Raw genomic sequence first — 15872 nt, 5'->3', positions numbered from 1 at the left:
TATGAATGACGTACACCCAAGAAAAAAAATCGCCATTATCGGTTCAGGTATTTCTGGCCTGACCTGTGCCTACCTGTTGAATCATCGTCACGATATTCACCTGTTTGAGGCCAATGACTATCTGGGTGGCCATACTCAAACAACCGATGTTCCTGTTGCGGGTAAAACCTACCCGGTTAATACCGGATTTATTGTTTTCAATGACTGGACTTACCCCAATTTTATTGAGCTGATGGATCAGCTAGGGGTTGCCAGTGAAGATTCGGATATGAGCTTCAGCGTTAAAAGCCCGGCTAAAGACATGGAATACAACGGCCATGATTTTAATTCATTATTTGCCAAGCGACGGAATCTGCTTAACCCCAGGTTCTGGTTGATGTTGCGCGATATTTTGCGATTCAACAAAGAAACCCGTGCTGAGCTGGCCAGTGATGAAATCAGCCGCAATGAGACACTCGGCAGTTACCTGACCCGAAAAGGCTACGGCGATTATTTTCGTCGTTATTACATCATCCCTATGGGCGCCGCAGTTTGGTCAGCCAGTGAAGATATGATGATGTCATTCCCGCTGTATTTCTTTGTTCGTTTTTTTAACAACCACGGCATGTTAAGTGTTGATGACCGCCCGCAATGGCGGGTGATCAGTGGTGGTTCCCGCTCGTACGTTGAAGCCATTCAGGCGCAGTTGCCAGAACATCAGGTTCATCTGAATACACCGGTCACGACGGTTTCACGCCAAAAAGGTGGAGTGGTAATCACGACAGGAAGCGATAGTAGCCAGCCACAGCAAACACAACAACAGCAACAAAAATTCGACGAGGTAATTTTTGCCTGTCACAGCGATCAGGCGCTGACTATGTTGCAAGACACCACAGACGATGAGCACAAAATACTGAGTGCAATTCCTTACCAAATGAACGAAGTGGTGCTTCACACCGATGAATCAATCCTGCCGAAGCGTCAAGCGGCCTGGGCGGCGTGGAACTACCACCTCGATGAAACAGACAGCGCCAAACAACGGGATACAGTTGCCGTCACTTATTATATGAACCGCCTGCAGAACTTTGATGACAGCCCGGAACATTTTTGCGTCACGCTGAACAAAACCGAAGATATTGATCCGGCTAAAATCATCCGTACCTTCCATTACGCTCACCCGGTGTTCACCATGGAAGGCATGCAGGCCCAACAAAACCATGCATTAATTAATAATAAACACCACACACACTTTTGTGGCGCATATTGGTTAAATGGTTTCCATGAAGATGGCGTTAACAGTGCATTACGAGTCTGTGAGTCGTTTGGTATTAACCTGAAAAATCACCGCTCAGTCGATGCTATTGATAGCGACACCGGCCGGAATCAGGTGGCCTGATGAACAGCCGGATCTATAAAGGCTGGGTTCGCCATCGTCGCTATACCAAAGTGAATAACGCATTCACGTATCAGGTCTTTATGGTATTGCTGGACCTGGATGAAATTGACGATATTTTTTCGCGCTCACCTTTTTGGTCAACACGCCGATGGGCACCAGCACAATTTTGTCGTCGTGATTATTTTTCAGAGGCTGGTTCTGGTTCTAAGGCTGAGTCTGGGTCATCCTCCTCGCCGGCTTCGGATTTAAAGCAGGCGGTGACTGAGCGATTTTTTAAAGATACCGGGTTACGCGCCAGTAAAATCAAAATGTTAACCAACCTACGCTACTTTGGTTATCTAATTAATCCAGTCACGTTTTATTACTGTTTTGATGAAGTCGATAATTGGCTGGGCACACTGGCAGAAATTACCAATACGCCCTGGGATGAACGCTTTCAATATACTTTACTGGCGACGTCTCAGGCTTATTCAGATAGCGCTATTGCTGCTGAGAAAATAATCGGTGAAGAATCAGAACAACCCAAGTTTTGTTATCGCTTTGAAAAGAGTTTCCATGTATCTCCGTTTAATCCGATGGATATGCAATATCGCTGGGTGATGCAATTACCCGGTGATGAGCTGTTGATTCATATGGATAACCTGGCTCATAAAAACCAGCAATACGAGCGTGAATTTGATGCCACCATGAAACTCACAGCCGAACCCTTCAGCCGCTCAGCCATGAACAAGGTGTTGTACCAATACCCGCTGATGACGTTAAAAGTATTCGCTGGCATTTATTGGAATGCCCTGAAGCTGTGGATAAAACGCTCACCTTTTTATGATCATCCGGAAAATAATCCGGTTGAGACTTTTCAACAAAAAAACAATCCTGCAACCGACCACTCTGCTCTTAATAACAAGGAGTCTGTGTTATGAAACCATTAGCCTTAAAGCCGTCATCTTTAAAGTCATCGTCAATAGACAATAAAAAAATGCATTGGCTGGACCGCCTGTGTCGCCAGGGATTATTTAACACACTGGAAAAACTCCATACCGGCAGTTTGACGATTGTTGAAGGTGATCAGAGTTTTCATTTTGGCCAGCCCGAACAAACAGACTCAACAAATTTTGCTTCAGCCCAAAGCCATCATGCCAGCATCACCATTCATGACTATGAGGCGTATCGCAATATCGCTTTATACGGCAGTGTTGGCGCTGGTGAAGCTTATATGACTCATGACTGGAGCAGTCCGGATTTACCCATGGTTATTCGGGTACTGGCATTAAACAAAGACGTGGTGGATCAGATTGATGGTGGTTGGGCCAATGTGGGTAAACTGGCGTTACAGTTTTTCCACCAGCTGAACAAAAATACTGAAAAAGGTTCCAAGCGCAATATCGCTGCCCATTACGATTTGGGTAACGATATGTTTGAGTTATTCCTTGACCCTACTATGATGTACTCCAGTGGTATTTTTCCAACGGCCGATGCCACCATGGAACAGGCCTCGGTGTATAAACTGGACCGTATCTGTCAGAAGCTCGACCTGAAAGAAGAAGATCATTTGGTGGAAATTGGCACCGGTTGGGGTTCTATGGCCATTCATGCCGCCAAACATTACGGCTGTAAAGTAACCACCACCACCATCTCCGAAGAACAGTTCGCCTGGGCTCAGGAAAAAGTTCGGGCAGAAGGTCTGGAAGATAAAATTACTCTGTTAAAGCAAGACTACCGTTTGCTGGCAGACGAACGAGAGGGGCAATTCGACAAACTGGTTTCGATTGAAATGATTGAAGCCGTGGGTTACCAATTTCTGAACACCTACATTGAAGCCTGTAGTCGCTTATTAAAGGCCGATGGCGTTGCATTAATTCAGGCCATTACCATTGACGACCAACGATACGAACAAGCCAAAACCGAAGTCGATTTTATTAAGCGTTATATTTTCCCCGGCAGCTTTATTCCTTGTGTAACCGCCATTCAGGGAGCGGTGACTCAGGCATCAGATATGAAAATGACCCATATGGAAGACATCACCCCGCACTATGCCCTGACACTGGCAAAATGGCGTGAGCGCTTTCTGGACAATCAGGAGGCGATTAAAGCGCTGGGTTATGACGATACCTTTATTCGCTTATGGGATTTCTACTTTGCTTATTGTGAAGGTGGCTTTGCCGAACGTGTCATTGGAGATGTACAGCTGATGTTCGCTAAGCCATTAAATCGCCGGGACACAGTTCTGGGACAGCTCAAACAATAAAGGCTATTGAATATCGTTGACGAGTAGGAGCCGATGTATGCCATCCATTCAACAAGTAATGCACAACAACAGCTGGTTGAAAACCGTTATTAATATCGTGCTGTTTCAGCTCTGCTGGCTGGCCTGTGTGGTTGGAGGCAACCAGTGGGCATTAGCCGCACTGCTGCTTCTGGTGGTGGTTCATGCAGGCTGGATTGTTGAGCAAAATCAGTTACTGGATGAAATGCGTCTGGTTTTGCCCTTGATCAGCCTGGGCATTTTATTCGATACGGTACTTATGCAGATTGAATGGATTGTTTTCCCTCAGCCATCTGGGGTCACGATTCCTTTCTGGTTAATGGCGCTATGGCTGGCCTTTGCATCAACCGTGCGACATTCCATGGTCGGATTGCTGAAAAGACCTATGGTTGCTGTGTTATTTGGAGCATTAGGGGCACCCTGGAGTTATTACCTGGGTCATCAACTGGGGGCCGTCTCCGTGACGATGAATGCCTTGATTGCAATCAGCTTATTCTGGAGCCTGCTGTTGTTGGCGGTGTGCGTGCAATTACAAAAAACGGAGGCTGCTGATGGCTCTATTTAATCGGCTAATGGCGCTTATTAATCATTTGTTTATAGCGTTACTTTTTACCGGCAGTTCTGTTATTGCATTTGCTGCACAGAACTTGTCAGAGCCCCTGAAATCGTCAGAAATCAGTTATGTTGGTGAAGCGTATTTACTCGGCAGTTCAAACAGCTCGAATACCCTGCTCTACCGGGAAGAACATCGTTTATTATTACAAGCAGGGAAGCCGGTAAAACGTCAGGTTAATTATTATTCGGCCGAGGGAGAGTTAATCGCCAGCAAAGAAAACTGGTATCTTAGCTCGCCTACACAGCCAGATTTTATTCTGACAGATTTTCGCACGGATTATAGGGAAGAGGCAAAAAGTACGGAAACGAGCAACACTAACACCCTCACTTTAATCCTGACGGAAAACCAGGAAACTGAACAAACTCAGTTAACCGAATTTGATTATGAACTGGTGATTGATGCAGGCTTTGATGATTTTATTCGCCAGCATTGGGATGCCTTACTGGCTGGAAAAACCATTCCTTTCAGCTTTGCCTCTGTCGCGCGACAAACCAGTGTTAATTTTGAAGTTGAAGCGCAAAACCCAGAACAATCGGATGCAACCAATCTCAAACTGGAGATGACATTGCGTTCGTCCTTATTATCCTGGTTGATGTCTCCGATTAAACTGGAATACGATCGCAACACTCAGCGCCTGATGCGTTATCGTGGTTTGAGTAATATTCAGGATAAGAATGGCGATGGTCAGGAGGTGGATATTCGCTATCATTATTATGAGCCGTCTTCACCTTCAACAGCGATTAATTCTGTCCATTCATCAGCTGTTCAGCCAGGTGAGGCAAACTGATGGCATTATTGACCATGACTGGCTGCCATAGGGAAGTGTTATGAAATTGTTTCGTACCCATCGTTTTATCAAATATTCAGGGATGTATTTATTAGCAGGTTCGTTATCCGTAGCCAGTTATGCGGAAACCGCTCCTCCCGAAGACAGCAGCCAGGGCACTGTCAACCCGGAAACCGTCAATCTGGAAACCGTCAGTATTCAGGGTGAAGAAGATACGCTGGATACCATCAGTGCCGACAAACTACTTAAAGTGCCAGGTGCAGGCAATGACCCACTCAGAGCCATTGAAAGCTTACCCGGCGTGGTATTTGGCAATGGTAACCGCTCCGAACCGGCAGTACGTGGTTCATCCCCTGCCGATAATGCCTATATCGTCGACTTTTTACCGGTGGGTTATATCTTCCACCTCGATAGCAGCAGTATTTTGAATGATAACGTGGTCGAAGGTTTTAAACTGGAAGCGGCAGCGTTTGGCAGTGAATACAACAATGCCACCGGCGCTGTGATTGATGCCGACTCCCGCTTACCCTATCAGGACCGCGATCAGCTGGTTTTAGATCTCAGCTTATTAAAAGCCGGCATTTTTGTTGAAAATCAGATCACCGATGATCAGGCCTTTTATTTTTCTGCCCGCCAGAGTTTGTTCCAGTATTACATCGAAAACTTTCTTGATGAAGAAGACTTTGAATTCACCACGGTACCGGAATTTTACGATTATCAGGGTAAATACAGCTGGCGGATTAATGATACCGAAACCCTGAGCGTGCAGATTATTGGCGCACGCGATAAAGGGGGATTGTTATTCGCTGACGATTCCGACGAAGTATTGCAAGATCCGGGTCTTGAAGGTGGCCTGCAATTTGAGGCCTTCTTTAATAGTCAGGGGGTTGTCTGGGATAAATTGTATGACTCCGGCCTGAGCCACAAGATTGGCTTGTCGCAACTGGAAGAGAAGTTTGCCTTTGGTATCGGTTTTGATAACCGTATTGATGTGAAGGTCAACTCATACAATCTGCGTTCACAATTCAGTTATCCGATTCATATTGATCACGAACTGCAATGGGGGCTGGAATACGACGAGGCGCATATCGGCTATAAAGGCCGCTTTGATGCGCCACCTTGTGATGAATTTGAGCCAGATTGCCGCATTATCGATGGCACTGAAACCATCAGTGGCTCGGGTAAACCGGTTGTTAAAACCTGGTATGCCAACCTGACGGATGTCTGGTCGGTCACTCCCAACTGGACACTCAGCTCCGGTATTTTGTTATCCACCGACGATTATACCGAGCAAGACTTTATCGAACCCAAACTGAACAGCCGCTGGGAATTCACGAATAACTGGGCGTTCACTTCCGGCTATGGCCAATACCATATCCTGCCAGATAATTTTGGTTCTTACACACCAGAGTTTGGTAATCCGGAGTTAAAACAGCCAACCGCCGATCATTATGAACTGGGGCTCGAAAATACGCTGTCAGACGATTTTTTTCTCGGCGAACTGTTCTGGAAAGTTGAACTGTATTACAAAACCCTGGAAGACATCATTATTGGCCGCCCCCCCAAAGACCCGCGCTACAGTGAACTCAGTGACGAGCAATACAATAACCTGCCGCGTTACACCAACGATGCCAATGGTAAGGCATGGGGAGCGGAATTTTTTGTGAATAAAAATCTGAGCGACCAATGGTATGGCTGGTTATCTGCTGCGTATTCCCGGACAGAGCGCAAAGATCAACTCACCGGTGACAGCTTTCGTTACAACTACGACCAGCCCGTCATCATCAATGCGGTCGCTAACTATCAATATAACCGGGATTGGCAAATCGGCTTTAAATGGCGCTATCAAAGTGGCCAGCTGATCACTCCACTGGAAGGTGCTGTGCAGGATGAAGATAACCCGGCGTTATACAATCCTATCTATGGCGACCTGAACTCAGAACGCTTACCGGCTTATCACAAGTTGGATGTGCGTGCTGACCGTACGTTTGTCTTCAAACGCTGGGAAATGGATTTTTACGCCGAAATTCTGAACCTTTATGGCAGAAGCAATGTCGTAGATTACGAGTATGAGGGAGCAGACTACAGTAATCGCGAAGATGTGACCGATCTGCCCACCATTGTTTCGTTTGGAATCAAAGCAAAGCTCTGAGATGTCTCATTATTCCATAACAGGCATATATGATAGTGACAAACGACATTTTTATGGATCAATAACAAAGTAAAAACACCAATTGTTCCAAAAACTTTATTTTTACGAATTAATCCCCATACTGTAAATATTATGTTTTTGAAGCAAGAACCGGAGACACCATCATGCTGATCGGCAAACGCGAAGAGTTCGACCTGAACGAAATGGCCATTTTTGTTCATGTGGTTGAAGCAGGCAGTTTCACAGGTGCGGCTAAAAACCTGGGATTGCCCAAATCGACCGTCAGCCGAAAAATTACTCAGCTGGAGGAACGCCTCGGTATCCGCTTGATTCAACGTACAACGCGCAGCCTGCGCCTGACCGATACCGGCAATGCTTATTACAACCACTGTGCGCGAATTCTCAGTGAAATCGAAGAAGCCAATATCGCAGTCACCCAAATGCAGAGCACACCCACCGGTACTTTGCGTATCACTGCACCGGTGCTGTTTGGTTCAACGGTACTCAGCAGTCTGGTAGCCGACTACATGGAGCAACACCCACAGGTTTCAATCGACATGGTGTTATCCGACCAAAAGCTCGACCTTGTACAGGAAGGCATTGATATCGCCTTTCGTATCGGCCAGTTAGAAGACTCATCGTTAATTGGCCGTCATTTAGGCGATGTTCACGCCATGTTGTGTGCCAGCCCGGAATATCTGAAGCGCCATGGCACACCGAATCATCCACAGGACTTAAGCGAACATACCTTATTGTCCACCCCAGAGTGGACCAGCTGGAGCCTTGTGGGCCCGGATGAAAAAGAAACCACGGTTCAGGTAAAACCACGCTTACAGGTGAATGACTTCGCCAGCCTCTACACCTTGGCCTTATCCGGTGTTGGCATTGCCCCACTGCCAATGTTAATTGCCGCCTCAGGCATTCGCTCAACCAACCTGGTACCAGTATTGTGCGATTGGCCGTTTGAAAACAGTCCGATTCACGCTCTGTATCCAAGCAACCGTCACCTATCCGCGAAGGTGCGCAGTTTTGTTGATTTTGTGATTGAGAGTGTTCGCCCTAACCCACCATGGGAGGTGGAGTTAGGTGAAGCCGGACGCTGCCTTACTCAATCAGAGCTGGAAAATATCTCTCTGCAATAACACGACTCAAGGAGTACCGGCATGAAACTGACACTTCTGCTCTCTGCCGCATTGGTTTTATCTGGCAACAGCCTGGCTCAGCAGGCACCAACGGCTTTGGACATCGGTGACCAAAGCCACCGCAGCGAGCAACAGCGAAATCGGGATCAGTTTCGTCACCCAGCAGAAACCCTGGCCTTCTTTGACATCAAACCAAGCGATACGGTCGTAGAGATCTGGCCCGGTGGCGGCTGGTACAGCGAAATTCTGGCGCCACTATTAAAAGATAATGGTCAGCTGATTGCGGCTCATTGGCCAACAGATTCCAAGGTCGGTTTTTTCCGCCGTTTGCGCGGCGAATTCGAAAGCAAATTCCTGACAAAACCAGAGCGTTACGGCAATATCCAGATCACTCAGCTGGAACCGCCAAAACACCTGAAAATGGCTGACGATGGCAGTGCCGATAAAGTACTGACCTTTCGTAATGTGCATAACTGGATGCGTAACCAACAGGAGCAAGCCGTTTTTAATGCAGCCTTTAAGGCATTAAAATCCGGCGGTATTCTGGGTGTGGTAGAACACAGAGCGCCTGATTCATTTTCTTACGAAAAAATGGTTCAGTCCGGTTATGTCAGTGAAACGTATGTAAAAGAACTGGCCGAAAAAGCCGGGTTTGAATTTATTGCGGGTTCCGAAGTGAACGCGAACAGTAAAGATACTAAAAACCACCCGAAAGGCGTTTGGACGCTACCACCATCGTTACGACTGGGTGATGTTGATAAAGAGAAATTTCTTGCGATTGGCGAAAGCGATCGTATGACGCTGAAGTTTCGTAAGCCCTAACGGCCTAAACGTATTAGCGACAGTAGCGACGTATTTTCGTAAACGGCAAATAGGCGCATAACAGCGCCTTTTTATTTACCTTTTCTGCCGCTTCAAGGACAAATAGCAACTCGCTGTGATTTAGCAGTTTTAAGCGCTTTAACATCCAATCTTTTTGCCCCTGCGTTAACTTTTCCCAGGAAAAGACTGCTAGCTCCAACAACGATTTATCCAGACCTCGTTCATTAGGAGTCAGGCTGATAACCCATGTAATGCGTGACTGGATTTGCGCAGCAGGCTGATCGAGTATGACCTCGATATCAAGCGCGCCAAGCTGGTAGTACGGCCATAACGGCCGCAAAGCTGAGGCTTTCTGCCAATGATTGAGTGATGAGCGCAGCAATTGCTGACGTTGTTCAGACTCATAATAAAATGCTTGTTGACGCTGATAATAAGCAAGGCTGGCAGATACATCCGGGTTATTGATTGCCAGCTGGTCAGCAGCGATAAGCCAGATATTATCATCGGCGGTCACGGGTCTTTGATCGCCCAGTGACCTTAAAGAAGCCACAACAAATACATAACACGACACCAATGCCAGGCTAACCAAAGCGAGATTGATCAGCCGATTGGCATTACGCTTCAGAGGTATAACCATACTGGCTGTAGTAACCACCCTGATAATCGCCGTAGCGCGCTTCTTTTTCAACATCCACCTGATTCAACACCACACCTAATACATTGGCATTGGCCTGCTGCAGGCGCTCTACTCCACCTTTGACGTATTTATCCTTGGTAGAGTCTGCTTTGATCACATACACAGTGCCATCCACCAGTGTCGACAAGTACAAAGCGTCACTGACAATTTGCATCGGTGCGGAGTCAATAATAATGCGTTGGTAACGCCGCTTTAAGCGATCTAACAATTCAGCAAAGGCTGGAGAAGACAGCAGTTCCAGAGGGTTAGGCGGTAATACTCCGGCAGGCATGACATCAATATTGAGATCATCAAAATGATGAATACTATTATCCAGCTGCTCGACATCAAGAATAGCATTGGATAAACCAGGTGCCGCCGCAGCCATTTGCAATTGTTTAGCCACCGTTGGCCGGCGCATATCCGCATCAATTAATAATACTTTTTCCACCTGACCATAAGCCGCAGCCAGATTCAATGAAGTCGTCGTTTTGCCTTCACCAGGCACTGAAGAAGTAAACAACAGCACCTTATGCGGCGATTGTAACGATGCCAGTGCCAGACTGGTCCGCAGTGTACGAACGGATTCTGAAAAACCGACATGTCGATCGCTGATGTAAGCTTTGGCCATATGGTTAACAGAGTCTTCAGCTAGTTTTTTATCCAGCTTTACAAATGGTATTAAGCCAACAATGGAGGTCGATAACTTCTTCGTAACGTCGTCACTGTTTTTAATCGTCGCATCAAGCGCATCTTTAAGAAAGACCAATGCAATACCAAACATAAAGCTGGCTACCATCGCCAGAGCAACAATTAATTTTTTCTTCGGTTTTACTGGGAAATCCGGTAAAACTGCCGGGTCAACGATACGTGCATTCGCCGTTTGCAAACCACCTGTCGCTGATGTTTCACGTACACGATTAAAAAAAGCATCATATAAAGATCGATTCGCCTGCACTTCACGAGTGTACTCATTCAGCTCAAACTCTTTGCGATTCAGTTGCTGTATCTTTTTCTTAATGTTCTGGAATGACTGCTCAAGTGATTGCTCCTGAGTTTTAGCCACCAGATAATCCTGTTCAATACCGTCAGCAATGCGCTTCATCTGAATTAATACAGAGTCTTTTACTGCATCTACATCCGATTGTGCTGCAATCATACGCGGGTGCTTGGGCCCATAACGCTTACTCAGTTCAGAAACCTTCAGCTCAGCAATCGTCTCCTGTTCACGCAGACGCACAATCAAAGGGTGCTTCAGAATTGCAGGCAGTACGCTCAGATTTTCATAGGTCAGGTTTGGTAATGATTGTAACTGCTTAAATGTACTTTCGATGTTAGAGCGGTTATTACGAGCATCAACCAACTTCTCCGTGATGCGTTCTAATTCTTTAAGATAAAAGGTATTTACGCCTTCAGCATCGACCAAACTGTTCGCTTCCCGAAACTGCTGCAACTCTTGTTCTGACTTTTCTAACCTTTCTTTAAGCCCACCTAAACGGCCACCCAACCAACCTGAAGCCTGGTTGTTCAACCCTACTTTTGCTTCCAACTGGCTATCAATATAGGCATTCGCGACCGCATTAGCTGCCTCTGCGGTGAAGGCCTTGTTCCGGCTTTCAACCGATATCTTAACCAGTTGTGTCTTCCTGACAGGAGAGATCGTAATTGACTTCCAAAAGTTATCGATCGTTACCTTAATGATCTTTTCCGGGGCTGGAAGCTCCTCTTCATCAATGATCAGAGATTTAATACTAAAGCCTTTTTCTGTAGCTGGATGAAAGGGATTAAATTCAGGGTTATCAATCAGATTGAGGCCTTCAACAACTCGTCTGGCAATGTCACGCGACTTCAGGATTTCAAATTGAGTCAGAAAATACTCTTTGGAATCTGAAGAGATACCATACACTTCCTCGATGGATAGCAGGTTGGTTTCTTCTGCCTCAATCAGCAGTGTTGTAGTTGCAACATATTTAGGTGTTAACGAGAAAACCACCAGTGCCGTGATAATGGTAACAACGGCAGATAAGGCAATAATAGTCGTTAGATTTCTGCGAATAATATTCCAGTAATAAGAAAGATCGATCACCTCAATCACTGGCTGACTGGTTAGTTCAGACCTTTGATTCATATTCCATATTCCTCAGAAAAAGCTTTGCTCGACAGTGATCACGCTGCCAGGCTGAACAAAATCAAACAGTTTTACTTTTTTTCTTTTTTGTTCATCTTCAACACTGTCTGGCTGCATCAGTTCTTTTAACTTCTGCTGATCATCAATCACATAAATGCTGGAGCGAGAGGCACGATCGGTAAAGCCTCCGGCAATCGAGATAGCACGATTAACGGTAAGACCCGGATGAAAGGCATAACTACCCGGCTTTTCCACTTCACCAATCACATAAAATGGACGATATTCAATAATTGAAACAGTGATATTAGGGTCAATCAAGTATGGGCCTTTCAGGCCGGAGGTCAGCTTTTTTTCAAGCTCTGAAGGGCTCAGGCCTGAAACCGCAACATCCCCCAGAAAAGGATAAGAAATAGAACCGGATAGACCGATGCGCATTTCAATATCGAGGTCGGGTTCATCGTATACACTGATACTTATAAGGTCACCGGCACCAAGTCGGTAGGCATCAACTTCTGCAACAGAGAATAAAGGAAAAGCAACGAAAAAAAGAAGACATAAAAAGCGCGACATGAGTACATCCTGTAACTTACTGCGAGCAGAGGGCTTACAGCAGCCAGCCCTCAGAATCTGAATATTACGTTAAAAGCAGAAAAATTATAATGCTAAAGTCACAGAAACATTGAATACCTGACGAGAGTAATCCAGATTGTCCGCTTCGGAATCACGGTTCTCATGTTTCAGAGAGGCCTTCACATCCATCCAGATACGCGGTGAATAGGTTACACTAGCTGATAGTGAGGTTATGTCATCTTCACGCTCGGAACCCACATAATCATCATGAGATAAGCTACCTTCCAAACCCGCAGCAATAAACGTAGAGAAGCTGTGATCCCAGCTTATTTGGCTATAACGGTTATCTATATAGTTACCAACACGATAAGTTTCATCGTTACTTTGTGCCGAATAGAAAGCTACGGACGACTGCAGTTGAGGCTTCCAGGTTAAATCAACCGACCAACTGAAGCGTGTTTCAGAATCTGCATCACCATTTTTGAAGTCCCGGGTTGAGGTACCAAATTTTGCTTCACCAGTTGTTTTACCAGTAATATCCCAACGGAAACCTGCTAATGCACGAATAGTTCCGCCTTCACGAAAGTCATCACTGTCTTCTTTATAACTCACTTCCGTATTTGAAAGTTCCACCACCGCTTTAGTTGCCGGGCTGATAGTGAAGTCCATACCTAACAATGCATTCCATTGATCATAATCGCGATCGGCATTGGAAATGTTTATACCATTTCGGGTTTCATTGTCTTCAAAGCGCTTCTGGTAACTGCCAAGCTTGGCATTAAAATCAGCCAAAGACTCGTCAGCGCCATATTTATATTCCAGATTAGCATCGTATTCATCATACTCATCAGGAGCCTCAAGAAACAGAGCCAAACCGCCTTCAATAGAACCTGCACCCCGTGCTTCATGCCCGTCGTGGAAACCCGCATCAAATGCAATCTGATGATAGCTATTCAGTTCATAATCAAGATCCACATTAAGATCCTGATCAAAATAGTCATCATCACCATCTTCACTATAAAACGCTTGTTCAAAGCGATAACCTGCCTGCCATTGCAGCGCTGGCATGTCACCTTTAAAAGTTACTCCGGGTGAGACTCGCGTAATTACAGAGTCTATTGTGTTATTTTCAAGCAAGTAGATATTATCGTTATGCTCAACTTCGGCTTTAACATCAGGGTAGACTGCAATACCACTACCAAGGCTTCTGCCGATTGGCTCGACAGCCAATACAGAGCCACTGATCAACGCCATAAAAAAAGTGATACCCGTGTTAAGTTTCATCATCGCTTCCCGATGCTCCCTATTATCAAACCATGACGCCGCATAATGCATGACAAGCGGAGTAATACTTGCCAGAAGAAAAAAACTAAAGCGCCAGCCATTACACCAGCAACTCCACTCAATGTATCCCGCCAATCAAAATGCCTTGAGCCAATCCAGAATTGACTTAGCTCATCCAGCCCTAAAATCAGAACCAGGAACAGTAAAGCGTATAACGCATCAGAATAAGCTTTTCTACCTAGCTGATGCAAAACCACAAGCAGCATCAGTGACAAAGGTATCGATAAAATAAAATGCATCCATTTGTCACCAAACATAGCTCGCTCGAGAGCCAGAATACTATCGGTGTGATACCCCAGTGACTTGCCTATACTTAAGCTCATTAAGAATATGGTATACAAACATAATGCAACTTTAGCCATCTGTTGCTTTTCTCTATTTAGCAGAAATTTCAGCGAGCATCGTTGCCAACAAACCCTTTAAAGAAAGTTAAAAATACAATTTTAATATCCATCAGTAATGACCAGTTTCGAATATAGTCCAGGTCATAATCAACACGCCCTTCCATTTTATCCAGCGTATCGGTTTCACCACGATAGCCATTGATCTGAGCCCAACCTGTGATACCGGGTTTTACTTTGTGACGCAACATGTAATAAGGAATAAGCCGGCGGTACTCTTCGTTGTGTGCTACAGCGTGTGGTCGAGGGCCAACCACAGACATTCTACCCTGTAATACATTAATAAATTGTGGCAGTTCATCCAGAGACGTTTTTCGGATAAATGCTCCAACGGCTGTAATACGAGCATCATTCTTTTGAGCCTGTACGACTTTGTTGCCATTATCCATCGTTGTCATGCTACGGAATTTCCAAACCTGAATCTTGCGTCCATCTAAGCCGTAGCGATATTGCTTAAAAATCACTGGCCCAGGTGAAGTTAACTTCACTGCCAATGCAATTACCAGCATAGGTAATGCAATCACCATCAAAACACAGCTTGAAAATATGATATCAAACAAGCGCTTCAAGATATCGTTAAAGCCCGCAAATGGGGTGTCGTAAATACTGATGGTTTGCACATTGCCGACATTGCCCAGCTGAGCATTGATCAGGTTATAAGTGAAAAAATCGGGAATCAGATGAACACTGGCAGTGGTATCACCACAACGTTCCAGAATTTGAGCAATTCGCTTTTGTGCTTTGAGTGGCAAAGCGATAAAGATCAGATCAAATTCACCGGATTTAGTGCGATTTAATAAATCTTCAATAGTGCCTTGCAACTGCTCATCCGGAAAATCTGAAGCACACCGCTGATGGCTACGATCATCAAAAAAACCTTCAAATCGTATACCAGTCTCAGGGCTATTCATTAACTCGCTTTTCATGCGAATTGCGTTGTCATTTAAGCCAACCACTGCAGCATGACGACTGTTATACCCCTGGCTTCGAAATACTTTTAAAATTTCCTGTAATAACAAACGCCAACTCAAGAGCAAAACCATGGTCGATAACATCCAAGTACCAATAACTAACCTCGAGTAATCAACACTGGCCTTGGCAAAAAAACCAACCAGTAACAACAAACAACAGCAGACACTCCAAGCAATGATCGTTGTCATGAACATTCGCAATGACGAAGCTGCTCGCCAGGAACCATACAGACCAGAAGATTCAGCAATAAAATAGAAACCAATAACACCCAACAAACAAACCAACAAATAGCCTGCATCAACGGTGATATCATAAATACCAGAAGAAACGATCAAACAGCTTATGATAATAAGCATATCTATAAGACGATAACCAGCAGAAAAACTTCCCTGATTAGAGCGTATCATTCCTTGATGGGTCATAAGAATCATCCTTGACTGATTTACTTTTCAGTCTGCTTCCAAATCCATTACATTGGAAATGTAGTCCGTGAAATCGGAAGCTATCACATCATTTTACAATTAACTACTCCCTGTCGCATTAAGTCATATCAATTTAAAAAAAACGTCATATTAAATGCATAAAAAATGGCCAAAACGGCCATTTTTTAATACTTATTTGCTA

General features: G+C 45.1%; 14 protein-coding genes. 8 read left to right on the top strand and 6 right to left on the bottom strand.

From position 1 onward, the window contains the following. Window position 1 precedes the first annotated feature (1 nt). The 8 genes from KFF03_RS03695 (at window position 2) to KFF03_RS03660 (ending at window position 9157) form a co-directional block, all read left to right on the top strand. On the top strand, window positions 2–1375 hold the full coding sequence (locus tag KFF03_RS03695; RefSeq protein ID WP_255858971.1) for an NAD(P)/FAD-dependent oxidoreductase: 1374 nt from the start codon (window positions 2–4) through the stop codon (window positions 1373–1375). Continuing rightward, on the top strand, window positions 1375–2295 hold the full coding sequence (locus KFF03_RS03690) for a DUF1365 domain-containing protein (protein WP_255858970.1): 921 nt from the start codon (window positions 1375–1377) through the stop codon (window positions 2293–2295). The genes KFF03_RS03695 and KFF03_RS03690 overlap by 1 nt, the downstream gene beginning before the upstream one ends. After that, on the top strand, window positions 2292–3620 hold the full coding sequence (locus KFF03_RS03685; protein WP_255858969.1) for a cyclopropane-fatty-acyl-phospholipid synthase family protein: 1329 nt from the start codon (window positions 2292–2294) through the stop codon (window positions 3618–3620). The genes KFF03_RS03690 and KFF03_RS03685 overlap by 4 nt, the downstream gene beginning before the upstream one ends. 37 nt (window positions 3621–3657) lie before the next feature. Further along, window positions 3658–4203, top strand: a complete 546-nt coding sequence (locus KFF03_RS03680) for a DUF2878 domain-containing protein (RefSeq protein ID WP_255858967.1) — start codon at window positions 3658–3660, stop codon at window positions 4201–4203. Next, window positions 4190–5041: a hypothetical protein gene (locus KFF03_RS03675; protein ID WP_255858966.1), complete on the top strand. Its 852-nt coding sequence runs from the start codon at window positions 4190–4192 to the stop codon at window positions 5039–5041. Before KFF03_RS03680 ends, KFF03_RS03675 begins: the two co-directional genes overlap by 14 nt. A gap of 40 nt (window positions 5042–5081) precedes the next feature. Beyond that, window positions 5082–7193, top strand: a complete 2112-nt coding sequence (locus tag KFF03_RS03670; protein ID WP_255858965.1) for a TonB-dependent siderophore receptor — start codon at window positions 5082–5084, stop codon at window positions 7191–7193. A 164-nt stretch (window positions 7194–7357) separates the two neighbouring features. Further along, on the top strand, window positions 7358–8335 hold the full coding sequence (locus KFF03_RS03665) for a LysR family transcriptional regulator (RefSeq protein WP_255858963.1): 978 nt from the start codon (window positions 7358–7360) through the stop codon (window positions 8333–8335). A 21-nt stretch (window positions 8336–8356) separates the two neighbouring features. Next, the gene (locus KFF03_RS03660; RefSeq protein ID WP_255858962.1) at window positions 8357–9157 is read left to right on the top strand and encodes a class I SAM-dependent methyltransferase; all 801 of its coding nucleotides are present in this window, start codon (window positions 8357–8359) and stop codon (window positions 9155–9157) included. Between the two features lie 13 nt (window positions 9158–9170). On the opposite strand, the gene KFF03_RS03655 is transcribed toward KFF03_RS03660, so the two are convergent. From KFF03_RS03655 to KFF03_RS03630, 6 genes are all read right to left on the bottom strand, one after another. Next, window positions 9171–9794 carry a hypothetical protein gene (locus KFF03_RS03655; RefSeq protein WP_255858961.1) on the bottom strand — a complete coding sequence of 208 codons (624 nt, stop codon included), beginning with the start codon at window positions 9792–9794 and terminating at the stop codon, window positions 9171–9173. Beyond that, window positions 9772–11961 (bottom strand): polysaccharide biosynthesis tyrosine autokinase, encoded by a 2190-nt coding sequence (locus KFF03_RS03650; RefSeq protein ID WP_255858959.1) that lies wholly within the window; start codon window positions 11959–11961, stop codon window positions 9772–9774. The genes KFF03_RS03655 and KFF03_RS03650 overlap by 23 nt, the downstream gene beginning before the upstream one ends. 12 nt (window positions 11962–11973) lie before the next feature. Further along, on the bottom strand, window positions 11974–12531 hold the full coding sequence (locus KFF03_RS03645; RefSeq protein WP_255858957.1) for a polysaccharide biosynthesis/export family protein: 558 nt from the start codon (window positions 12529–12531) through the stop codon (window positions 11974–11976). Between the two features lie 84 nt (window positions 12532–12615). Then, window positions 12616–13818: an outer membrane beta-barrel protein gene (locus tag KFF03_RS03640; protein WP_255858956.1), complete on the bottom strand. Its 1203-nt coding sequence runs from the start codon at window positions 13816–13818 to the stop codon at window positions 12616–12618. Beyond that, entirely contained in the window at window positions 13815–14237 is a 423-nt protein-coding gene (locus tag KFF03_RS03635; protein WP_255858954.1) for a VanZ family protein, read from the bottom strand. Before KFF03_RS03635 ends, KFF03_RS03640 begins: the two co-directional genes overlap by 4 nt. Window positions 14238–14266: 29 nt before the next feature. Beyond that, the gene (locus KFF03_RS03630) at window positions 14267–15604 is read right to left on the bottom strand and encodes an undecaprenyl-phosphate glucose phosphotransferase (protein WP_255858953.1); all 1338 of its coding nucleotides are present in this window, start codon (window positions 15602–15604) and stop codon (window positions 14267–14269) included. Window positions 15605–15872 lie beyond the last annotated feature (268 nt).

This window comes from Bacterioplanoides sp. SCSIO 12839 (assembly GCF_024397975.1).
Taxonomy (GTDB): Bacteria; Pseudomonadota; Gammaproteobacteria; order Pseudomonadales; family Oceanobacteraceae; genus Bacterioplanoides.
The sequence above is the reverse complement of the archived record's forward strand: the minus strand, read 5'-3'. Positions and strand labels throughout refer to the sequence as shown.